Origin of the sequence: Pseudoxanthobacter sp. M-2 (genome assembly GCF_046156265.1) — a bacterium.
Classification (GTDB): Bacteria; Pseudomonadota; Alphaproteobacteria; order Rhizobiales; family Segnochrobactraceae; genus CAMDHY01.
On the sequence record NZ_JAWDIR010000011.1, the window covers coordinates 768,744 to 791,106 of the forward strand.

14 protein-coding genes and 1 pseudogene are annotated in these 22,363 nt (G+C 69.2%); 11 read left to right on the plus strand and 4 right to left on the minus strand.

From position 1 onward, the window contains the following. Window positions 1-269: 269 nt before the first annotated feature. The 4 genes from RUR49_RS08605 (at window position 270) to RUR49_RS08620 (ending at window position 6,419) form a co-directional block, all read left to right on the plus strand. Entirely contained in the window at window positions 270-1,682 is a 1,413-nt protein-coding gene (locus RUR49_RS08605; protein ID WP_409145949.1) for an N-acetylmuramoyl-L-alanine amidase, read from the plus strand. Between the two features lie 219 nt (window positions 1,683-1,901). Continuing rightward, window positions 1,902-4,439 carry a penicillin-binding protein 1A gene (locus RUR49_RS08610; RefSeq protein WP_409145950.1) on the plus strand — a complete coding sequence of 846 codons (2,538 nt, stop codon included), beginning with the start codon at window positions 1,902-1,904 and terminating at the stop codon, window positions 4,437-4,439. 105 nt (window positions 4,440-4,544) lie between these two features. Beyond that, a protein-coding gene (prfB, locus tag RUR49_RS08615; protein ID WP_409145951.1) for a peptide chain release factor 2 occupies window positions 4,545-5,673 on the plus strand; the annotation gives its coding sequence in 2 pieces (ribosomal slippage) (window positions 4,545-4,613 and window positions 4,615-5,673; 1,128 coding nt in all). Between the two features lie 95 nt (window positions 5,674-5,768). Continuing rightward, the gene (locus RUR49_RS08620) at window positions 5,769-6,419 is read left to right on the plus strand and encodes a trypsin-like serine peptidase (RefSeq protein ID WP_409145952.1); all 651 of its coding nucleotides are present in this window, start codon (window positions 5,769-5,771) and stop codon (window positions 6,417-6,419) included. Between the two features lie 3 nt (window positions 6,420-6,422). On the opposite strand, the gene RUR49_RS08625 is transcribed toward RUR49_RS08620, so the two are convergent. Next, a complete protein-coding gene (locus RUR49_RS08625; protein WP_409145953.1) occupies window positions 6,423-7,241 on the minus strand; it encodes a ferritin-like domain-containing protein in 819 nt (272 codons plus the stop codon). Next, complete coding sequence (locus tag RUR49_RS08630) at window positions 7,238-7,714, minus strand: peroxiredoxin (RefSeq protein WP_409145954.1); 477 nt, start codon at window positions 7,712-7,714, stop codon at window positions 7,238-7,240. The genes RUR49_RS08625 and RUR49_RS08630 overlap by 4 nt, the downstream gene beginning before the upstream one ends. Window positions 7,715-7,972: 258 nt before the next feature. Here RUR49_RS08630 and RUR49_RS08635 point away from each other — a divergent pair, with 258 nt between their 5' ends. Next, window positions 7,973-11,131: an AsmA-like C-terminal region-containing protein gene (locus RUR49_RS08635; protein WP_409145955.1), complete on the plus strand. Its 3,159-nt coding sequence runs from the start codon at window positions 7,973-7,975 to the stop codon at window positions 11,129-11,131. Window positions 11,132-11,155: 24 nt separating this feature from the next. Here RUR49_RS08635 and RUR49_RS08640 read toward each other — a convergent pair whose 3' ends face one another. Then, complete coding sequence (locus RUR49_RS08640; protein ID WP_409145956.1) at window positions 11,156-12,238, minus strand: Rieske 2Fe-2S domain-containing protein; 1,083 nt, start codon at window positions 12,236-12,238, stop codon at window positions 11,156-11,158. A gap of 184 nt (window positions 12,239-12,422) precedes the next feature. Here RUR49_RS08640 and RUR49_RS08645 point away from each other — a divergent pair, with 184 nt between their 5' ends. From RUR49_RS08645 to RUR49_RS08670, 6 genes and pseudogenes are all read left to right on the plus strand, one after another. Further along, complete coding sequence (locus RUR49_RS08645; protein WP_409145957.1) at window positions 12,423-13,454, plus strand: ArsR/SmtB family transcription factor; 1,032 nt, start codon at window positions 12,423-12,425, stop codon at window positions 13,452-13,454. After that, window positions 13,451-14,359, plus strand: a complete 909-nt coding sequence (gene metF / locus RUR49_RS08650) for a methylenetetrahydrofolate reductase [NAD(P)H] (RefSeq protein WP_409145958.1) — start codon at window positions 13,451-13,453, stop codon at window positions 14,357-14,359. The genes RUR49_RS08645 and metF overlap by 4 nt, the downstream gene beginning before the upstream one ends. Window positions 14,360-14,375: 16 nt before the next feature. Next, window positions 14,376-18,174, plus strand: a pseudogene (metH, locus tag RUR49_RS08655) (methionine synthase). Window positions 18,175-18,213: 39 nt separating this feature from the next. Then, a complete protein-coding gene (locus RUR49_RS08660; RefSeq protein ID WP_409145959.1) occupies window positions 18,214-19,059 on the plus strand; it encodes a LysR family transcriptional regulator in 846 nt (281 codons plus the stop codon). Between the two features lie 598 nt (window positions 19,060-19,657). After that, a complete protein-coding gene (locus tag RUR49_RS08665) occupies window positions 19,658-20,332 on the plus strand; it encodes an extensin family protein (RefSeq protein WP_409145960.1) in 675 nt (224 codons plus the stop codon). 88 nt (window positions 20,333-20,420) lie between these two features. Further along, the gene (locus tag RUR49_RS08670; RefSeq protein WP_409145961.1) at window positions 20,421-21,377 is read left to right on the plus strand and encodes an isopenicillin N synthase family dioxygenase; all 957 of its coding nucleotides are present in this window, start codon (window positions 20,421-20,423) and stop codon (window positions 21,375-21,377) included. Between the two features lie 34 nt (window positions 21,378-21,411). Here the strand turns inward: RUR49_RS08670 and RUR49_RS08675 are convergent, their stop codons facing one another. After that, the gene (locus RUR49_RS08675) at window positions 21,412-22,299 is read right to left on the minus strand and encodes a dienelactone hydrolase family protein (protein ID WP_409145962.1); all 888 of its coding nucleotides are present in this window, start codon (window positions 22,297-22,299) and stop codon (window positions 21,412-21,414) included. Window positions 22,300-22,363: the final 64 nt, after the last annotated feature.

Here is a 22,363-nt window from a genome sequence, read left to right on the forward strand (position 1 = left end):
GGCGCGAGGGGCGACCCGGAAGGGCGAACCGATCAATCGACCGGATTGCGGAACCGGAGCCGCGTGTCGCGGATCGGTGCGCAGAGGTGAAGTGCATCCTACGCAACCGTCTCTATTTACGAACAGGTGTTTGCGTTGGCAAGCACGGCGGTTCGGCGCGCCGTCTCCGGATAGCAGCCACAGCCGGTCAACCGGCGGTTAACGCGGGTGCGCCTATCGGGTATGAACGATCAACGGACGACGGCACCGATCGCCGACAGCGGACTGGCATGCTGCGCACCCTCGCATTTCTGGCCCTGGTGATTCTCGCTGCGACGGCAACAAGCCGGGTCGCGGGCCAGGACAATGGCGGTGTGGAGGCACGGCAAACGACGGCCTTCGACGCCGGCGAGCCAACGCCGCCACCCGAGGCGAGAGAACTCGTCGCGACGACGGCGCGGATCGCTGGCGATGCGATGCGCACCCGTTTCGTCGTCGACCTCACCTCGGAGGTCGGGTTCGCGGTGTTTCCGCTCGCCGATCCACACCGGATCGTGATCGACCTTCCGCAGATGCGCTTCGCCCTTGGTCCGGAAGCCGGCCGTCAGGGCCGTGGCCTCGTCGCGTCCTGGCGCTACGGCCTTCTCGCCGTCGGCAAGTCGCGCGTCGTCATCGACCTCGCGCGTGCGGCCGCGGTGGACAAGGCGTTCGTGCTGCCCCCCGTCGATGCGCAGCCGGCGCGGCTGGTGATCGACCTCGTCGCCGTCGACGAAGTGGCCTTCGTGGCGGAGGCAACGCGGGCGAGGGACGCCCGCACGACGCCGCGAGAGAGCGACGGCGGCGCGGCGGCAGCCGCCCTCCGCCAGGCCCGCGTTCGGCCGCTGATCGTGCTCGATGCCGGGCACGGCGGCATCGACACCGGTGCCGCCGGTGTGCACGGCACGCTGGAGAAGAACATCACCCTCGATTTCTCGAGCCTTCTCAAGCGCAAGCTCGAGTCGACGGGGCTGTTCGAGGTGCGGCTGACGCGCGACGACGATGTGTTCATCGCCCTCGACGACCGCACGGCGTTCGCCCGTCAGGTCGCGGCCGACCTCTTCGTGTCCATTCACGCCGACGCTGCGCCGCAGTCCTATGTTCGCGGCGCGACCGTCTACACCGTCTCCGAGCGCGCCTCCGATGCCGACGCGGCCGCCATTGCCGCGCAGGAGAACCGCTCGGACGTGATCGCCGGCGTCGATCTCGACGAAACCTCCGACGATGTCACCGACATCCTCATCGACCTCGCCCGCCGCGAGACCAAGACGATGTCGCACCGGGCCGCGGAGGCGATGATCTCGTCGATCGCGGGGCACACCAAGCTCAATTCGAACCCTCACCGCTACGCCGGCTTCCGGGTCCTGCGAGCCCACGACGTGCCGTCGGTGCTGGTGGAACTCGGTTACATGACCAACCGCCACGATGAAGCCCTGATGCTGTCCGAGGAATGGCGCGACGGCACGGCCGAGGCGATGGTTCAGGCGATTCGCGGCTTCTTCGAGCCGCGGCTCGCCGCATCCGGCGCCGGGGCTGCTGCTGTCGAAGCACCGTCTCCGGCCCTGGACGGGGAGAGTGTCGTCGTCGGGAGCGGAGTTCCGGCGAACGACGCGGCCCCGGTCCGCGGACCGGCGGGCGAGGGGGGAGATCTGGCCGCTGCGCGGTGAGCCGGGCTGTCTCCCCGATGGTGCGGGGTTGCCTCCGAAAGGGCCGCGTCGTAACTGACGCGCTGGGGCAACGGGTCGGTGAGGCATGCGGCGGTCGGATTGCGGAAAGCGGTCGAGACGGTCGTGATCGCTGCGCCGGAATGACGTGATCGGATGCCCCCCCGCGGGCGTCCGGCGTGAAGCGAGTTGGCCGCCGGCCTCGAAGCGCGAGTTGACGCGATGACGTTTCTTCTTCGCACGATCGGATACCTGTTCGGGATCGGATCCGTGTTCGCGCTGATCGGCGCCGCCGGTGTCGCCTGGTATGTGAGTTCGATGGGCTCCGACCTGCCGGACTACACGGCGCTGCGCAAATACGAGCCGCCGGTGATGACCCGCGTGCACGCCGCCGACGGCAGCCTCGTCGCCGAGTATGCCGTGGAGCGCCGCCTGTTCCTGCCGATCCAGGCGGTTCCTGACCTCATCAAGCAGGCGTTCCTGTCGGCCGAGGACAAGAACTTCTACCAGCACAACGGCATCGATCCGTCGGGCATCATCCGCGCCATCGTCACCAACGTCCGCAACCGCGGCTCCGGTCGCCGGCCGGTCGGTGCGTCGACCATCACTCAGCAGGTCGCCAAGAACTTTCTTCTGACCAACGATCCGACCGTCGACCGCAAGATCAAGGAAGCCATCCTGTCGATGCGGATGGAGGCGGCGTTCACCAAGGACAAGATCCTCGAACTCTACCTCAACGACATCTATCTGGGCCTTGGCGCCTATGGCGTCGCCGCGGCCTCCCTCGTCTATTTCGACAAGTCGGTGCACGAGCTGACCGTCGCCGAGGCCGCCTACATGGCGGCGCTGCCGAAGGCGCCGAACAACTACCATCCGTTCCGCTTCCCCGACCGCGCCATCGAGCGGCGCAACTGGGTGATCGACCGGATGGAGGAGGACGGCGTCATCGACAAGGCGACCGCCGATGCGGCGCGAGCCGAGCCGCTGCGCGTCACGCCGCGCCACACCGGGCCGCACCTCGTCGCCACCGATTACTTCGCCGAGGAAGTGCGCCGGCGCATCTACCAGCTCTACGGCGAGAGCGGCCTCTATGGCGGTGGCATGTCGGTGCGGGCGACGCTCGACCCGAAGCTGCAGGTGCTGGCGCGCAAGAACCTCAACGCCGGCCTGATGAAGTTCGACGTGCAGCGCGGCTCGTGGCGCGGCCCGGTCGAGCGCGTCGATCTCGCCACCGGTGACTGGGGTATCCCGCTCTCCAAGGTGCCGCCGCTGATCGACGTGCCGGAGTGGCGCCTCGCCGTGGTGCTGTCGGTGTCCGACCAGGACGCGGTCATCGGCTTGCGCCCTAACGTCGAGGTGTCCGGCGCCATCGCCAGCGAGCGCGATACCGGCCGGGTGACGCTGTCGACGATGTCATGGAAGCGGCGGATGCTCTACCGCACCGATCCGCAGAAGCTCGTCGGACGGCCGTCCGGGCGCGTGCCGCCGAACCAGTTCACCTATGCCGGCATCAACAAGATGTCGCAGGCCGTGTCGCCGGGCGACGTCGTCTACGTCGAGAAGGTGCCGGAGGAGGGCGAGGACATCTGGCGGCTGCGTCAGGTACCGAACATCTCGGGCGCCATGGTGGTGATGGACCCCCACACCGGCCGCGTGCTGGCGCTGGTCGGTGGCTTCTCCTACGGCGACAGCGAATTCAACCGCGCCACCCAGGCGTGGCGGCAGCCCGGCTCCTCCTACAAGCCGTTCGTCTACGCGGCGGCGCTCGACAACGGCTACACGCCGGCGAGCGTCATCGTCGACGGGCCGATCTCGATCGCCGACGGCATGGGCCGCGTCTGGTCGCCGAAGAACTACGGCGGCAAGTACGGCGGTCCTTCGACACTGCGCCTCGGCATCGAGCGCTCGCGCAACCTGATGACGGTTCGGCTCGCCAAGGACATGGGCATGCCGCTGGTGGCGGAGTACTCCAAGCGCTTCGGCATCTACGACGACCTGCTGCCCTACCTGCCGATGGCGCTGGGCGCCGGCGAGACGACGGTGCTGCGGCTCACCTCGGCCTATGCGATCATCGCCAACGGCGGCAAGAAGATCGTGCCCACGCTGATCGACCGCATCCAGGACCGCTACGGCAACACCATCTACAAGCATGACGCGCGCATCTGCGAAGGCTGCGTGGCCGAGACTTGGGCCGAGCAGCCGGAGCCGACCCTGATCGACGAGTCCGAGCAGGTGCTCGACCCGATGAGTGCCTACCAGATCACCTCGATGATGGAGGGCGTCGTCCAGCGTGGCACGGCGACCGTCGTGAAGCAGGTCGGCAAGCCGATCGCCGGCAAGACCGGCACGACGAACGAGGAGAAGGATGCCTGGTTCGTCGGGTACACGCCGGATCTCGTCGCCGGCGTCTTCATCGGCTTCGACCAGCCCCAGCCGATGGGCAAGGGGGCGACCGGCGGTGTCCTGGCGGCGCCAATCTTCACCGAGTTCATGAAGGAGGCGCTCGCCGACAAGCCGTCGGTCGCCTTCCGCATCCCCGAGGGCATCAAGCTCGTGCCGATCGACCGCACGTCCGGGCAGCGCGTATCGGGCAGCGGCGGCAACGTCGTCATCGAGGCGTTTAAGCCGGGCACGGCTCCGGGGGAGGGCGTTTCGATCGTCAGCGACTTCTCCTACACGGGCGAAGGCGGCGGGCAGAACCGGCGGGTGTCGCCGGAGGCCGAGCGGGCGGTTTACTCCGGCACCGGCGGCCTTTACTGAGCACGCACCACTGAGCACGGCCGCCTGGCGCTTCGGCGCCGGCGGCTGCCGGCGGCGCGACCGCGTCCGCCATCCATCCACCCATCGGTCGCAAGAAGGTTCTTCATGCGCGCAGAGATCGAGTCGATCGTCGACGAGATCCAGCAGGCGATCAGCCTGCTGAGGAGGCATCTTTGACTGGGATCGCGCCAAGATCCGCCTCGCCGAACTGAACGCCGCCGCCGAGTCCCCGTCGCTCTGGGACGACCCGGAGCGCGCACAGAAGCTGATGACCGAGCGGCAGCGCCTCGATCGCCAGATCGGTGCCGTCGAGCAGCTCGAGCGGGAGACGCAGGACGCCGTCGACCTCATCGCGATGGGCGAGGAGGAGGGGGAGGCTTCGGTCGTCACCGATGCCGAGAACATCCTGCGGCAGCTCCGGGCCGACCTCGCCAAGCGGCAGGTCGATGCGCTGCTTTCCGGCGAGGCCGACGGTAACGACAGCTTCCTCGAGGTGCACGCCGGCGCCGGTGGCACGGAGAGCCAGGACTGGGCTCTCATGCTCCTGCGCATGTACACGCGCTGGGCCGAGCAGCACGGCCTGTCGGTGGAACTCATCGAGGAGAACGCCGGCGAGCAGGCCGGCGTGAAGTCCGCGACGATCCAGGTCAAGGGCGAAGCCGCCTACGGCTGGCTGAAGACCGAGTCAGGCGTGCACAGGCTCGTGCGCATCTCGCCGTTCGACGCCAACGCGCGGCGGCAGACGAGCTTCGCCAGCGTCTGGGTCTATCCGGTGGTCGACGACACCATCGAGATCGAGGTGAACGAGAGCGACTGCCGCATCGACACCTACCGCGCCTCCGGCTCGGGCGGTCAGCACATCAACACGACCGATTCGGCCGTGCGCATCACGCATCTGCCGACCGGCATCGCGGTCGCCTGCCAGAACGAGCGTTCCCAGCACAAGAACCGCGCGACCGCCTGGAAGATGCTGCGCGCCCGCCTTTACGAACTCGAGCTGAAAAAGCGCGAGGAGGCGGCGATGGCGACGGAGGCCACCAAGTCCGACATCGGCTGGGGCCACCAGATCCGCTCCTACGTGCTGCAGCCCTATCAGATGGTGAAGGACCTGCGGACGGGCGTCGAGACCAGCAACACCCAGGCGGTGCTGAACGGCGACCTCGACGCCTTCATGGAGGCGGCGCTCGCCCAGCGCGTCAGCGGCGAGACCAAGGCGATCTCGGACGTCGATTGAGGACGCCCCGGCGCCCGCTCGTTTCAGCCGCCGCGGTCCTTGCGATCGCCGCGGCGGGAATGGCCGGCGCACCCGGATCGGCGCGCGAGGCTGTCGTGCCGGCTGTCGGCGAGACGGTCGATGCGACGGCCCCGCCGTGGTCCTCGATCGGCCGCGTCAACAACAGCGTCGGCGGCAGCTGCACCGGCGTGCTGGTGGCGCCCGATCGCGTCGTGACGGCCGCCCACTGCGTCTTCAACGATCGAACGGGGGTGTTCCTCAGGGCCGAGGCGATCCACGTCCTGCTCGGCTTCGCGCGCGGCGACTATCTCTTCCACGGCCGCGCCGCTTCCTACCGTGTCGCTGACGGCTACCGGCCCGGGGAGGGGACGGTCGGAGCCGACTATGCCGTCATCGTTTTGGCGGAGCCGGCACCACCGACGATCGTGCCGCTGCGGCTGGCGCGCGAGCCGGCGGCGACCGGGACGCGCCTGGTGGCGGTCGGGTACGGACGGGGGCGGCCCTACGTCCCGACCGTGCTGGCGAACTGCCTCGTCACCGGCCATGTGCCGCAGGACGCCGCTGTGCTTGCCACCGATTGCGTTGCCCCGGACGGATATTCCGGCGGCCCGCTGCTGTCCGCGGACGACCCCGGGATGGTGCTCGGCCTGCAGGTCGCCCGCCAGCGCCACGAGGGGACGCTGCGCACACTGGCGGTGGATGCCGCCGCGATCGAGCTCGAAGCGGCGTCAGCGCCGAGCCCCTGAGATTCAGGTGCGGATCGTCTCGAGCGGGCGGTAGAAGCCCGGCGTCAGGCCGGCTTCCGATCGGGCGCGATCGTTGAAGGGCGGCTTCAGGGGGCTGCGGAAATGGCGGCGCACGAGCGCGTGGAAGCGTGGCTCCGGCGCGGTGCGCTCGCGGTCGCAGAGGAAGCGGAACCACTTCGCCCCGACGGCGACGTGGCCCTTCTCGTCCTCGTAGATGGTCTTCAGGATGTCGGCCGTCGCCACGTCCCCCTCGGCCTGCGCCTTGGCGATCAGCGAGGGCGTGACGTCGAGGCCGCGCGCCTCGAGCACCAGTGGCACGATCGCCAGCCGCGCGGCGAGGGAATGACCGGTCTCCGCGGCCGCCTGCCAGAAGCCGTCGTGGGCCGGCAGGTCGCCATAGGCGGCGCCGAGGTCGGCGAGCCGGGCGGCGAGCAGGCGGAAATGTCCGGCCTCCTCGACGCCGACGCGCACCCAGTCGTCATAGAACGAGCGCGGCATGCCGGCATCGGCGAAGCGGCCGACGATGTCCCAGGCAAGGTCGATCGCGTTGAGCTCGATATGGGCGATGGCGTGCAGGTAGGCGATGCGGCCGCTTGCGGAGCCGGAGCGCTTCGGCATGTCGCGCGGCGCCAGCAGCAAGGGCCGCGGCGGCCGCCCCGGGCGGTCCGGGACGGGGGGATCGAGGGTGGGCCGGACGAGGGAGAGCCGGTGGGCGCGCCAAAACGCGGCCACCTCTGTCGCCATCTCCACCTTGCCCGCGGGATCGACGGTTGCGACGATCGTGCGCGCCGCAGCGGCGAGCGACGGCGGGGGAGTGGTCAAGCCTTCGCCAACCCCTTCACGGCGGCGAGCACCTCCTCGGCGTGGCCCGGCACCTTCACCTTGCTCCACACGCGGGCGACCTTGCCGGCCCCATCGATCAGCACGGTGGTCCGCTCGACGCCCATGTACTTGCGGCCGTACATCGACTTTTCCGCCCACACGCCGTAGCGCTCGAGCGTCTCCTTCGCCTCGTCGGCGGCGAGCACGACGCTGAGTTCGTGCTTGGCGCGGAACTTCTTGTGGCTCGCGACCGAATCCGGGGAAATTCCGACGACCACGGCCCCGGCGGCCTTGAAATCACCGCCGAGCTGCGTGAAGTCGACCGCCTCGCGCGTGCAGCCGGACGTGTCGTCCTTGGGGTAGAAGTAGACCACGACCGGACTACCTCTATGATCGGAAAGTCGGAACGCGCCGCCGTCGTCGGTTGGCAGCGAAAAATCGGGAGCGGCCGTGCCTTCCACGATGGCGGTCATCTGGGCGTCCTTGGGTTTTCAGGGGGCGTTTGAACCATCCGCGGTGCCGATACGCAAGGTGAACGGCGGCGGATTTCTGCAGCCGCGATGACGCCGACGCAACCCCACGACGACGCGCCGGGGGACCTGGCGGAGCAGCGCCCGGCTCACGCAGTTGCCCCAAAACGCCGGCGACGGCGGGGACGCCGCATCGCGTGGTCCTGCGCGATCATCGCCGTACTCCTGGTCCTCGCCGTTGCCGGTATCGCCATCCGGCTGATGATGGCACCGATCGGCATCGCCATGGCGGCCCGGGAGGCGCAGTCGATCCTGCAGACGCTCGTCGGCGCCGAGGGAACCGCCAGCGTCGGCACGGCGTCGCTCTCGTGGCGCCAGTCGATGGGGATCGTGCTCGAGCTCGACGACATCCGCCTCGAGGGTCCGACGGGGAAAGCCGAGGTTCCCTCGATCGTCATCGACATCGACGCCGATGCGCTGGTGATCAGCCAGCGCGTCCGCGTCCACGCGCTCATCATCGAGGGTCCGTCGGTCGATCTCGCGCCTCTGCAGCCGGGGGAGTTCGGCCAGCCGGAGCCGATCGAACTGCTCGAGAACATCGACGAGCGACTCGGACGAGTTGCGCTTGTCGCGGCCCAGAACGGTGTCGAACTGATCGAGGTGCATGACGGCCGGGTCCGCCTCGACCGACCCGACCCGTTGCCGGCGCTCGAGATGGCTGCGGTGTCCGTCCGGGCGGAGGCGGCCGGCAGCGGGTCCGTCGAGGTGCGGGCCGAGGCTCAGGTCGGGACCGGCAAGTGGACCGGCGCGATCTCGCGGAGCCCGACGCCGGCCGGCACGCGGTTCGCCGCCTCGATCGACGGTATCGGCATCGCCGAGGTGCTCGGGACCCAGCTGGTGTCACCCGATCTCGTCGTCGGGGCCGGAATCATCGCCGAATTCGGCTCCGAGGGACGCGCTTCGGCAGCCTCGCTCACCGTGGATGTGGGACCCGGCCAGATCGCGGTCCGGAACGCGCCCTCGGTCGAGCTCGCGCGGGCCCAGGCCAACCTCGTCTGGCGGCCGCAGACCAATGACTTCGCCCTCAATCCGTCGCCGCTCGAGTTCGACGGCTGGCAGTTGCTGATCGCCGGTACCCTGACGGCCGCATCAGCAACCGACCCGCTCTGGCGCTTCCAGTTGACGATGCCGCGCGCCATTCTCGCGCCGCCCGACGTGCCCGGCACGCCGGTCGAGATCGAATCGGCCGTGGCCGACGGCAGCTTCGATCCGCGCACCATCGTCATCACTCTCGACCGCGTCGAGGTGAAGGCCGCAACGGGAAGCGGTGCAGGCTCGGGTCGCATCGTGCTGGGGCCAGGCGGGCCGAAGGTCCGGCTGCTCTTTCAGGTGACGTCTCCGACCGACTTCGGAACTTTCATCCGCGTCTGGCCGCGACCGGTCGTGCCGCCGGCGCGCATGTGGATGATCCAGAACGTCCTCGCCGGGCGCCTCGTCAGCGGCACCATCGACGTCGACCTTGGCCCCCTCGACCTCGATCCGGACCCGATGACCAGCGAGCCCGGCCAGCCGCCGGCGGACATCCGATTCGGCTTCGAGGGCGGTGCCCTGCGGATGGTCGGGTCCCTGCCGCCGCTGACGGCAGCGGCCGGGCAAGGTCACATCCTCGGGCCGACGCTGGCCGTCGACGTGACCAGAGGAACGCTCGCCGCATCCGTCGGCGGCGACGCCACGGTGGCTCCGGCCAAGGTCACGGTGGACGAGTTACGCATCCAGCCGCTCGTCACCACCACCACCGCAACGATCAGCGGTTCCGCTGCGGCACTCGCGTCCTTGGCCAATTCGGACCCGATGCGCGCGATGTCGGCGCTGAAGATCGATCCCGCGGCGCTGTCCGGCGAGGCGCGGGCTGAGCTCTCGGTGCACGGCCCGATGGATGCACGGCTCGACATGAGCCAGCTGACCTGGACGCTGAACGCGACGCTGCGCGACGTCGCCTCCACGACGCCGATCGACGGGCACCGCATCGCCGACGCCAACCTCGCGATCGTCGCCGACAAGGCGACAATGTCGGCCAAGGGGACAGCGGTCATCGACGGCATCCGAGCCAACATCGACGTCGTGCAGCCTTCGGGCGGCGGGGCAGCGACGCGCGGCGTGACGTTCACGCTGTCGGAAAAGGAGCTCAAGGCGCAGGCGCCGGGTTTCGACGGAATCCTGCAGGGGGCAATATCCGTCGAGGTCGCCGACGCGGGTGCGGACGGCCAGTCGATCATCGTCGATCTCACCAAGGCGAGCCTGACGATCCCGGGAATCGGCTGGACGAAGGGGGCCGGGGTGGCGGCCGACGCCACGTTCCGCTTGGTTGGCCGTGACGGCGCCAAGGACATCCGTGACCTCGTCTTCCAGTCCGAGGGTGTGCGCGTCGCAGGCTCCGCTTCGCTCGATGCCAAGGGCGGCCTCACCGCGGCGACGTTCGGGACCTTCTCGCTGCGTCCCGGTGACAGCGCATCGGTGGACGTGCAGCGCGGCAAGGGTGGCGCCTACGCGATCACGGTCCGCGGCGCCCGCTTCGATGGTCGCGGGCTGATCAAGCAGATGGGGGCGGCCGAAAAGGGCGGTAAGGACAAGCTGGCGATGCCGATCGAGGTCGACGCCCAGCTCGAGCGGCTTATCGGCTACAACGGCGTCAGCATCGACGGTCTGCGCGCCAAGGCGCGCGTGCAGGGAAGTGGTCCCCGCAGCGTCACCGTCTCAGGGCGCATCGGCGGCGCCGACATGCAGATCGCCCTCAAGCCGGACGGTGACGCCCGCACCCTCTCGGTGACGTCCGGTGACGCCGGTGGCCTCCTGCGATTCCTCGACTACTACGGCAAGATGCGCGGCGGGCGAGGGACGGTCGAGGCGAGGATGACGGAGGGGGGAACGCAGGGGCGTGCCTCCATCCGCGAGTTCCAGATCGTCGAGGATCCCAAGCTCGCACGCCTGATCGAGACGGCCGCCCAGAGCCGTGGTGGACGCAGCGGTCGCAATGGCGGCAATGGCGGCGGCCAGACGCAGATTCCCGCATCGGCGACGAGCTTCGATCGCCTGACGCTCGACTTCCGCCTCGCCGGTGGCGTGCTTTCGATCGAGGATGCGGTCCTGCGCGGGCCCGGATCGGGCGGCACCGCCACCGGCACCGTGCGCCTCGATACCGGCCGAATCTCGATCTCCGGGACCTACATCCCGATCTTCGCGATCAACAACCTGTTCGGCCGCATTCCCGTGCTCGGCGAGATCCTCGGCGGCGGGCGGGACGGCGGCCTGTTCGGCATCACCTTCAAGCTCGACGGGCCGATCGCCGACCCGGCCCTCTCCTTCAATCCGATCTCGTCGATCACCCCGGGCATCTTCCGGCGGATCTTCGAGTACCAGTGAGGCGGACGGCCGCCTCGCCGGATCTCAGACCGGCTGAGCCTTGCGGCCGCCGCGGGCGACGTGGTCGCGGGCCTCGGCATCGAGGAGACGGCGGGCGAGTTCGGCGGCACGCACCGCCAGTTCGCCGGCGCCGGCGTGGAGCGGGCGGGAGTTCTTCACCGCTGTGACGTTGTTCTGCATGTCCTCCGCCGTCCAGCCGCGGGAGTGGGCGACATAAGGAAACTGCGGGAAATGGAAGCCGAGCTCGGCGAAGAAGCCGAGCATCTGGCCCGCCACGCCCTGCACGTTGTCCTGGCCGCCGACGATGATGAAGGCGGCGACCTTGTTGCGGATCAGCACCCGGTTGCGGATCGTCACCTGGTTCTGGATGGTGTTGAGTCGCTCGGCCATGCGGAAATAGAGCGAACTCGCCTGACCCCAGCGGATGGGGGTCGCGACGAGGACGGCGTCGCACCAGTGCACGAGCGCCTCGTAGACCGGCGTCAGACCGTCTTCGGGGCGCATCTGAGTGACGGAACACGGCCACGTGCAGGCGTGCGCCGCCTTCGAATAGTAGCCCTTGCAGGCCTCGAAGGAGAGGTCGTTCAGGCGGATCAGCTGTGTCTCGCACCCGTCCGCCGCGGCGGCGGCGAGGGCCGAGGCGAGGAGGTCGTCGGACCCCGAATAGCGGGGCGCACCCCCGTCCATCGCGGTGGTCGACAGACCGAGGACCCGGATTGGACCGGGGGCGCGAACGACGGGCCGCTCCAGCGGGTGCGGCTCATGAGGTGACTTCGTGCGCGGCGTGCCGGCGGCGACGTCGACGAGAACCCGTCCCGCCTCGACACGCACCGGATAGGCCGGGACCTGGTCCGCCTCGAACCCCGGCTCGCCGCGGCCGGTGACGCGGTGGAACTTCCACTGGTGCCAGGGGCAGACGACATAGTCACCGTCGAGGGTGCCCTCGCCGAGCGGCCCGCCGACGTGATTGCAGGCGTTGGAGACGGCGCCGAAGACGCCGTCGCGGCAGGACACCGCGAGCCTGGTGGTGGCCGCCTTGACCGCCGACACTGGTTTGGCCGCGAGCTCTTCGACGCTGCCGACGTCGGTCCAGTTCGCCTCGGTCATTTCGGTTCCCCCCGCGGCTATCGGGCTCGCCGGCTCGGCACCCCGGCGGGCGGCGCCCACGCATCTGGCCGCGCCGGCGTCCGCCGGTCAATCGGCCCCGCCGCTGCTGGAGGGTCGATCACGATACGTTCAGAAGGCGTCAGCCCTTGAACGACGTTTCCGAAAGAGATAAACATATCTTTATATGGATTGGAGCCCGAACTTGACGAAGGACGCGCCGCTCGCCCTCGACCCGCTGGTCGCCTGCCTGAAGGCGGCGGGTGAGCCGTCGCGCCTGCGCATCCTCGCCCTGTTGGCGGCGAGCGATCTCACCGTCAAGGACCTCACCGCCATCCTCGGGCAGAGCCAGCCGCGCATCTCGCGCCACCTGAAGCTGCTCGTCGAGGCCGGTGTCGTCCGCCGGTACCCCGAAGGGGCCTGGGCCTACTACCGCCTCGCCGAAGACGATGCGGCTGGCGCGCTGGGCGCGACGCTCGTCCAGAGACTCGATACGGCCGACAGCGTGCTCAGTCGGGACCGGCAGCGGCTGGAGGCGGTGAAGCGTGCCCATGCCGAGACGGCGGCCTCCTATTTTGCCGCGAACGCCGCCTCGTGGGACCGCCTGCGCTCCCTGCACGTTCCGGAAGATGCGGTCGAGGCAGCCATTCGCAGGGCCGTCGGCACACGCCCCTTCGGCAGCTTTCTCGACCTCGGCACCGGCACCGGGCGGATGCTGGAGCTCTTCGCCGACCTCTACGAGCGCGGCGTCGGCATCGACGCCAGCCAGCCGATGCTGGCGGTGGCCCGCGCCAATCTCGACAACAACGGCGTGACGAACGTCCAGGTCCGCCACGGCGACGTCTATGCGCTCGCGGTGCCGCACGGCAGCTTCGACGTCGTCGCGATCCACCAGGTGCTGCACTTCCTCGAGGATCCGGCCCGCGCCGTCGCGGAAGCCGCGCGCGCCGTCCGTCCAGGCGGGCGGTTGCTCGTCGTCGACTTCGCGCCGCACGACCTCGAGTTCCTGCGCGCCGAGCACGCCCACCGCCGGCTCGGCTTCTCGCACGAGCAGGTGGAGGGGTGGCTGCGGTCTGCCGGCCTCGACGTCGTGCGCATCGAGGATCTCGCGCCCCCCGCCGGATCGGACGGGCAACTCACCGTGACGCTTTGGCTCGCCCGCGACCCGCGCTTCGAGGTCGCCGGCGACAAGACCCGACGCCTGGAGACGACGGCATGACGAACCCGATCACCCGCCTCAGCCGCGCCGGCGGCGAAGCGCCGTTCCGCGTCTCGTTCGAGTTCTTTCCGCCGACCTCCGAGGATATGGAGCGGCGTCTGTGGGATTCGATCGGGCGGCTCTCCCCGCTGTCGCCGAGCTTCGTCTCCGTCACCTATGGGGCGGGCGGCTCGACGCGCGAGCGCACGCACGCCACCGTCGAGCGGCTGATCCGCGAGACGCCGCTGAAGCCGGCCGCGCACCTGACGTGCGTGGCGGCGAGCCGCGACGAGGTCGACGCTGTCGTCCGTTCCTACTGGGAGGCGGGCGTGCGCCACATCGTGGCGCTGCGCGGCGATCCACCCGAGGGCGTCGGTGCGCGCTACACGCCCCATCCTGACGGCTATGCCTTCTCGGATGAACTCGTCGCTGGCGTGCGCCGCATCGCCGACTTCGAGGTCTCGGTGTCCGCCTATCCGGAGCGCCATCCCGAGAGCCCCGACTGGGCGACGGAAATCGACGCGCTGAAGCGCAAGGTCGATGCCGGCGCGACTCGGGCGATAACGCAGTTCTTCTTCGACAACGATCTCTACGATGCCTATGTCGAGCGGGCCCGCAATGCCGGCATCGACATCCCCATCGTCGCCGGCATCATGCCGGTGCTGAGCCTCGCGCAGGTCACCCGCTTCGCCGAGCGCTGCGGCGCGACGGTGCCGGACTGGGTGCGCCGCCGCTTCGAAGGGCTGGAGGCCGACGCTGCCACCCGGCAACTCGTCTCGGCCGCCGTTTCGGCCGAGCAGGTGATGGACCTCGTCGACCGTGGCGTCACCGACTTCCACTTCTACACGCTGAACCGAGCCGACCTCGTCTACGCCATCTGCCACCTGCTCGGCCTCAGGCCGGACAGCGTGGCGGCCGCAGCCTGAGGCGCAGGAGACGACGATGACCCATCCCCGTGCCGCCGCCGCGTCGCGCGCGACTGCAACGCTCAATGAGATCGCCGCCCGCCGCATCCTTGTGATCGACGGCGCGATGGGCACGATGCTGCAGCGCTACAAGTTCTCGGAAGGCGACTTCCGCGGCAGCCGCTTCGCCGACTGGCCGAGCGACGTGAAGGGCAACAACGACCTGCTCAGCCTGACGCAGCCAGATGCGATCCGCGCCGTCCACACCGCCTATTTCGAGGCCGGCGCCGACGTGGTGGAAACCAACACCTTCTCCTCGACGACCATCGCCATGGCCGACTACGGCATGCAGGCGCTCGCCTACGAGCTCAACTTCGAGGGCGCGAGGCTCGCCCGCGAGGTCGCCGACGCCGTCACCGCGCGCGATCCGTCGCGTCCGCGCTTCGTCGCCGGCGCCATCGGCCCGACCAACCGCACCGCCTCGATCTCGCCGGACGTCAACAATCCCGGCTTCCGCGCCGTCAGTTTCGACGATCTGCGCATCGCCTATGGCGAGGCGGCGAGGGGGCTGGTTGACGGTGGGGCGGATCTCATCCTCGTCGAGACCGTCTTCGACACGCTGAACGCCAAGGCGGCGCTGTTCGCCATCGAGGAGGTTTTCGAAGAGGTCGGCTTCCGGCTCCCGGTGATGGTGTCGGGCACCATCACCGACCTGTCGGGCCGCACCCTGTCGGGCCAGACGCCGACGGCGTTCTGGTACTCCGTCCGGCACGGTCGGCCTTTCTCGATCGGCCTCAACTGCGCGCTCGGCGCCAAGGAGATGCGCGCCCATATCGCGGAGCTTTCGCGCGTCGCCGACACTCTCGTCTGCGCCTATCCGAATGCCGGCCTGCCGAACGAGTTCGGCGAGTACGACGAGAGCCCGGCGGCGACCGCGGCCCTCATAGGCGAGTTCGCCGACGCTGGGCTCGTCAACATCGTCGGCGGCTGCTGCGGCACCACGCCCGACCACATCGCGGCGATCGCCGCGGCAGTTCAGGGCAAGCCCCCGCGGCTAGTCCCGAAGGCCGACCACCGCCTCCGCCTCGCCGGCCTCGAGCCCTTCGCGGCGTGAGCGCTCGCGCGTTCCGCCTCCCCAAGACCCCGTCTGATCTCAAAGGCTCGCCGGAATGACCCGCACGGCCACGTTCATCAATATCGGCGAGCGCACCAACGTCACGGGCTCGGCGCGGTTCCGCAAGCTGATCAAGGAGGGTGACTACGGCACCGCCCTCGAGGTGGCGCGCGAGCAGGTCGAGAACGGCGCCCAGATCATCGACGTCAACATGGACGAGGGCCTGCTCGATTCCGAGCAGGCGATGGTGACCTTCCTCAACCTCGTCGCCGCCGAGCCGGACATCGCCCGCGTGCCGGTGATGGTCGATTCGTCGAAGTGGTCGGTCATCGAGGCCGGGCTGAAATGCCTGCAGGGCAAGGGCATCGTCAACTCGATCTCGATGAAGGAGGGCGAGGAAGCCTTCCGCGAGGCGGCGCGGCGCGTGCTGCGCTACGGCGCGGCCGTCGTCGTCATGGCCTTCGACGAGAAGGGCCAGGCCGACACCTACCAGCGCAAGATCGAGATCTGCCGGCGCTCCTACGACATCCTCGTCAACGAGGTCGGGTTCCCGCCCGAGGACATCATCTTCGACCCGAACATCTTCGCGGTGGCCACGGGCATCGAGGAGCACGACAACTACGGCGTCGACTTCATCAATGCGACGCGCTGGATCCGCGAGAACCTGCCCGGCGCGCACGTCTCCGGCGGCGTCTCCAACCTGTCGTTCTCGTTCCGCGGCAACGAGCCGGTGCGCGCGGCGATGCACTCGGTGTTCCTCTACCACGCGATTGCCGCCGGCATGGACATGGGTATCGTCAACGCCGGCCAGCTGACGGTCTACGACGACATCGACCCCGAACTGCGCGAGCTCTGCGAGGACGTCGTCCTCAACCGCCGCAAGGATTCCACCGAGCGCCTCGTCGATGCGGCGGCGCGCTTCAAGGGCGACGGCGTCCAGAAGAAGGAGGTCGATGCGGCCTGGCGCTCCTGGCCTGTCGCCAAGCGCCTCGAGCATGCGCTCGTCGCCGGCATCACCGAGTTCATCGAGGTCGATACGGAGGAGGCGCGCCTGACCGTCGAGCGGCCGCTGCACGTCATCGAGGGGCCGCTGATGGCCGGGATGAACGTCGTCGGCGACCTGTTCGGCGCCGGCAAGATGTTCCTGCCGCAGGTGGTCAAGTCGGCCCGCGTGATGAAGCAGGCGGTCGCCTACCTGATGCCGTTCATGGAGGAGGAAAAGCGCCTCTCCGGCCTCGACCAGCGGTCAGCCGCCGGCAAGGTGCTGCTCGCCACGGTGAAGGGCGACGTCCACGACATCGGCAAGAACATCGTCGGCGTCGTCCTGCAGTGCAACAATTTCGAGGTGATCGACCTCGGCGTGATGGTGTCGTCGACCCGCATCCTGGAAACGGCGCGCAACGAGAACGTCGACATCATCGGGCTTTCCGGTCTGATCACGCCGTCGCTCGACGAGATGTGCCACGTCGCCGCCGAGATGGAGCGCGAGGGCTTCGACATGCCGCTTCTGATCGGGGGCGCCACGACGAGCCGCATCCATACGGCGGTGAAGATCCATCCGAACTACCAGCGCGGCCAGTCCGTCTATGTCACGGACGCGAGCCGCGCCGTCGGCGTCGTCTCGCGGCTGATGTCGGACCGGACCGCCTTCTTCGGCGAGGTGAAGGCCGAGTACGCCAACATTGCCGAGGTGCACGCCCGCGGCCAGGCCGACCGCCGGCGGCTGTCGATCGAGGCAGCGCGGGAAAAGCGCATCAAGCTCGATGCGACGAAGCCGATGGTGCGGCCGAGCTTCCTCGGCACGCGGGTCATCGACGACTGGCGGCTCGCCGATCTCGTCGACTTCATCGACTGGACGCCGTTCTTCTCCGCCTGGGAGATCAAGGGGACCTATCCGCTGCTGTTCGAGGACGCCAAGGTGGGCGAGGCGGCGCGGGCGCTTTACGCCGACGCGCGGGCGATGCTGACCCAGATGGTCGCAGAGGACTGGCTGACGCCGCGGGCCGTCGTCGGCTTCTGGCCGGCGGCCGCCGACGGCGACGACATTGTCCTCTATGCCGACGAGGAGCGGCGGGAGCGGCTCGCGACGCTGCACACACTGCGCCAGCAGATGGCGCGGGCGAGCGACCGCGGCAACGCCGCTCTGTCGGACTTCGTCGCTCCGGTTTCGGCGGGCGTCGCCGACTATGTCGGCGGCTTCGCCGTTTCGACCGGCTTCGGCGAGGATGTCGTCGCAGAGCGCTTTGCGCGCGCCAACGACGACTATTCGAAGATCCTCTCGCAATCGCTGGCGGACAGACTCGCCGAGGCCTTCGCCGAGGCCCTGCACGCCAAGGTGCGGCGCGAACTCTGGGGCTATGCCCCGGATGAGACACTGACCAACGCCGAAATGATCGCCGAAGGCTACCAGGGCATCCGCCCGGCGCCCGGCTATCCGGCGCAGCCCGACCACACCGAGAAGCGGACGTTGTTCCGCCTCCTCGATGCGGAAAGCGCCATCGGCATCCGCCTCACGGAGAGTTGCGCGATGTGGCCGGCATCGTCGGTCTCCGGTCTGTACTTCGCCCGCCCCGAGAGCCACTATTTCGGCGTCGGCAAGATCGAGCGCGACCAGATCGAGGATTATGCCGTCCGCAAGGGCTGGCCGGTGGAAGAGGCGGAGCGCTGGCTCGCCCCGATCCTCGCATACGATCCCCTGCGGATGCGCCAGGCCGCTGAATAGGCATTTACGCATTTCAGCATGAAGTCTATGCTTCATCGCATGAAGGTGCGATGGGACGACTTCGAGACGGTGCTGGAAGTCTGGCGGACCGGGACGCAGGAGCGTGCGGCCGCCGCCCTCGGCCTCGATCAGGCGACCATTTCCCGGCGCATCGCGCGCCTCGAGCAAGCCGCGGCGGTGAAGCTGTTCATGCGCAGGGGGGGCCGGCTGGTGCCGACCCCTGCCGGTGAAGTCTTCGTCAGCCGCCTCGCCCAGGTCGACGAGGCGGTTACCGCGGCCCGTGTCGCGCTCGCCGCGGCAAATGCCATCGCCGAGACGACGGTTCGCATCGCCGCGACGCCCTTGCTGATCGACCATGTCCTGGCGCCGGCGCTGGGCGGCCTGTCACGCCGCTATCCGGGCCTGAAGGTCGACCTTGCGGCGCGTCCCGCAGGCAGCCTTCTCGCCGCGGACTGCGACCTGGCGCTACACGAATCGCGGCCGGAGGACGAGGGACTGGTCGTGCGCCGTGTCGCCGTCATGCCGTTCCGGGTCTACGCCCCCGCCGCCCGTCCGGACTGTGAGGAATGGGTCGGCCTGCTACCGCGCGAGGAGCCGATGCCGCACACCCGCTGGATGGCCGACAACGTGTCACGAGCGAAGGTTTCGGTGCGCGTCGCCGAGTGGTCGACGGCCCTCGTGGCGGTGACGAAAGGGGTGGGACGATCGCCTCTGCCCGTCTTCATCGGACGTCGAGAGCCGGCCGTGCATCCTGTGTCGGACGTCGTCTTCGCCCACGAGATCTGGCTTGCGCTGCCAGCCGATTCGGCGCCCGCGCCACCGCTCGCGGCCGCCCAACGCTGGGTGGACGAGGCTTTATCGGCCGTCCACCTCAGCGACGCCTGACCTCGGGCGCACCTGAGGCGTACGATCACGCGTCCGGGGCGAGCCCGCGGTTCCCAGACCCAGTACGAGATGACGCTACAAAACCAAGGCGCTCGCCTCGACGGCGAGTGATGCCGGACAGGTCGACGCCGTTTCAGTGCACGGCGGACTCAGAACAGGCCGACGGCGATCGCTCCGATGAACACGAACGCCGCGGTGACGAGGAACACGTTGAGGCTCTTGCCGATAGTCATCGTCGCCTCCTGCAGGTGCCCTACCTAACGAAAAGGTAACCCTGTTCGCCGTCCGTGGGAACCGACCAAACGTTGTGCGCCGCACAATTCGAGCGGCTTTGTAATGACGATAGAGTAAGTCGTGTTACTGGCGCAATCGCTTAGGTCAGCCAGAATGGCGGCTGCCGCGAAAAAATCTCCCGCCTCAGCGGGCATTCGGGGAACGCCGTTCTGCCAGCCGGTGGAAGTGCCGAGACTCGCCATAAAGTGGGGAAAGGCGGCCAAAGGCGTCGGCGAGGACCAGGGGCCTCTCGGCCGCCAATCCGCCTGCAACGGTCGTCTGCGCGTTAACGCCCGGTTCGGAAGAGGGGCGCGATGGTGCGGGCATGGAACGCCGCCTCGCACTGCGCTTCGCCGCCGTCGCGCTGCTCTCGGCCGCGCTGGCCGGGTGCGGCTTCTTCGGCTACCGCGGCAGCGAACCGCGCGAAGCCTGGCGCGCCCAGGCGTCCGCGGCGTGCATGCGCTCGGGCCTCGTCCAGCCGACGGCCTTCGTGCGCCCGCGCCGGGCCGTCGATGGCCCCGGCATCTGCGGCGCCGACCGCGCGTTCGTGATGTCAGCGGCGCTCGGCGGGCGCGTCGCCTTCTCGACACCGGCCACCCTCGACTGCCCGATGGTGGTCTCGACCGAGCGATGGTTCGCCCAGACGGTGCAGCCGGCCGCCCTGCAGTACTTCGGGCAGCCCGTCGTCGAGGTCGGCAACGCCGGATCCTATGTCTGCCGCGGCCGCAACGGCTCGAGCAAGGGCCCGCTGTCGGAGCACTCCTTCGCGAACGCCCTCGACATCTCCTCCTTCACCCTTGCCGACGGGCGCCGCATCACCGTCGAAGGTGGCTGGTGGGGCACCGTGGAGGAGGGTCGCTTCCTGCGCGCCGTCCACCGCGGGGCCTGTGACCGCTTCACCACCGTCATCGGTCCCGAGGGTGACCGGGCCCACCGCGACCACCTGCACCTCGATCTCGCCCGCCACGTCCGCAAGAACACCTACCGCTACTGCCGCTGAGGCGCCGCGGCCGGGGGCGTGGCCGGGTCACGCGCTGGCGCGCAAACTGCATGCGCCGCCGTCGCCGAAACCTCTGGGAAAAGCGAGCATGGACACCATTCCCGTCATCGACGTCTCACCGCTCGCCTCTGCGGACGAAGCGGACCGACGCCGCGTCGCCGCCGAGATCGGCCAGGCGTGCCGCGGCATCGGCTTCTTCTACGTCGCCGGCCACGGCATCGCGCCCGCTACGCTGGAAGCCGTGTTCGCGCAGGCGAATGTGTTCTTCGGCCGTCCGGTCACCGAGAAGGCGGAGCTGTCGATCGAGCAGTCGCCGTTCAACCGCGGCTATGTCGGGCTCGGCGGCGAGAGCCTCGACCCGAGCAAGCCGGCCGACCTGAAAGAGGCCTTCAACATCGGCCTGGAACTGCCGCCGGACGATCCGGAGGTGGCGGCGGGCCGGCCGTTTCGCGGGCTCAACCAGTGGCCCGACGATGGCGATTTCCGCGCCACCATGCTCGCCTACTACGACGCCGTGCTCGACCTCGGTTGCCGCCTGCACCGCGGCTTCGCGATCGACCTCGGACTGCCGGAGGACTTCTTCGCCCCCGCGCTCGAGCGGCCGGCTGCGATCCTGCGGCTGCTGCACTATCCGCCACGGCCGGCGATAATCGCGGAGGGTCAGGCGGGCGCCGGCGAGCACACCGACTACGGCAATCTCACGCTCCTGATGGTCGACGGCGTCGCCGGTCTGGAGGTGCGCACGCGCGACGGCCGCTGGATCGACGCGCCGCACATCCCCGGCACCTTCGTCTGCAACATCGGCGACTGCCTGATGCGCTGGACGAACGACGTCTATGTCTCGACACCGCACCGGGTGCGGCCGCCGGAGCGGGAGCGCACGTCGGTGGCGTTCTTCCTCGACGCCAACCCGGACGCCGAGGTGGCGGTGCTGCCCGGATGCGTGTCGCCGACGAGGCCCGCCCGCTATCCCCCGATCAGCGCCGGCGACTATCTGTCGGAGCGCCTCGACGCGACCTATGCCTTTCGCCAGAAGACAGCCTGAGTCGTCACGAAATCCCGACTTTTCAAAGACTTCGTCAGGGTTTCCTCAGCCAGCTTCGCAACAACGTGTCCATAGTAGCGAGGGCCGACGCCTTGGCGGCGGCATTGGCCGCCCTGGCGAAGTCCGTCTTCCCCGACGAGGCCCGGTCGAAGCCGTGGGTCGCACCGAGATAGGTCGCCATCATCGCCGGCGCCTGGCGCTCGAGCGCCTCGGTGTAGCGGGCATCGCACGTCGGCGAGGGTGGGGTCGTGGTGTCGGCGGTGCCGACAAAAAGGTGAGTCGGGATCGTCGGTTCCCATTCGCCGTTGAAGTCGCCCTGCAGGCCGCAGCCTGGATAGAAGGCGGCGGTGCCGGCGAACCAGGGCGACGGCTTGGCGGCGTTCTTCTTCCACACCGTGGGGCCGGTCTTGGCGACGGTGGACAGCACGGCACTACCGCCGTTGGAGAAGCCCACCAGTGCCACCGGCCGCTGGCGGACGCGGTCCTGCTTGCGCAGTGCCTGCAGGGCGCCGATGGCGTCGAGCGGCCGCACTGTCACCTCGTTCAGCTTCGCCGGACGATCCTCGTAGGGGATGTCGCAGACGCCGCCACCGTGGCCGCGCGGGCCGAAGCTGTCGACGAGGAGCACGCCGTAGCCGGCCGCCGACAGGCGGCCGCCCCATTCGCGGTACTGGGAGGCGACGGTGGCGGCGTCGAAGGAATCGGCGCCGGAGGAATAGGCGCCGCCGCAACCGTGCATCAGCACGACGGCAGGACGCGCGCCGGCCCGCTTGGCGTTCCAGAAATAGCCCGTGAGCGTCGTCTTGCCGTCGGCGCTCTTGAAGCTCAGCGTCGTGTCCGGTGACCGCGCATCGGCGGCGATGGCCGGTGTGGCGAACGCGAAGGCGGCCGCAAGGGCGGCAATGGTCGAAAGGCGGTGCATGTCGATAACCCCGTCAGCCGCCCCGCCACTGTGCGGCGGTCCGCGGTGGCGACTGATCGGTCAG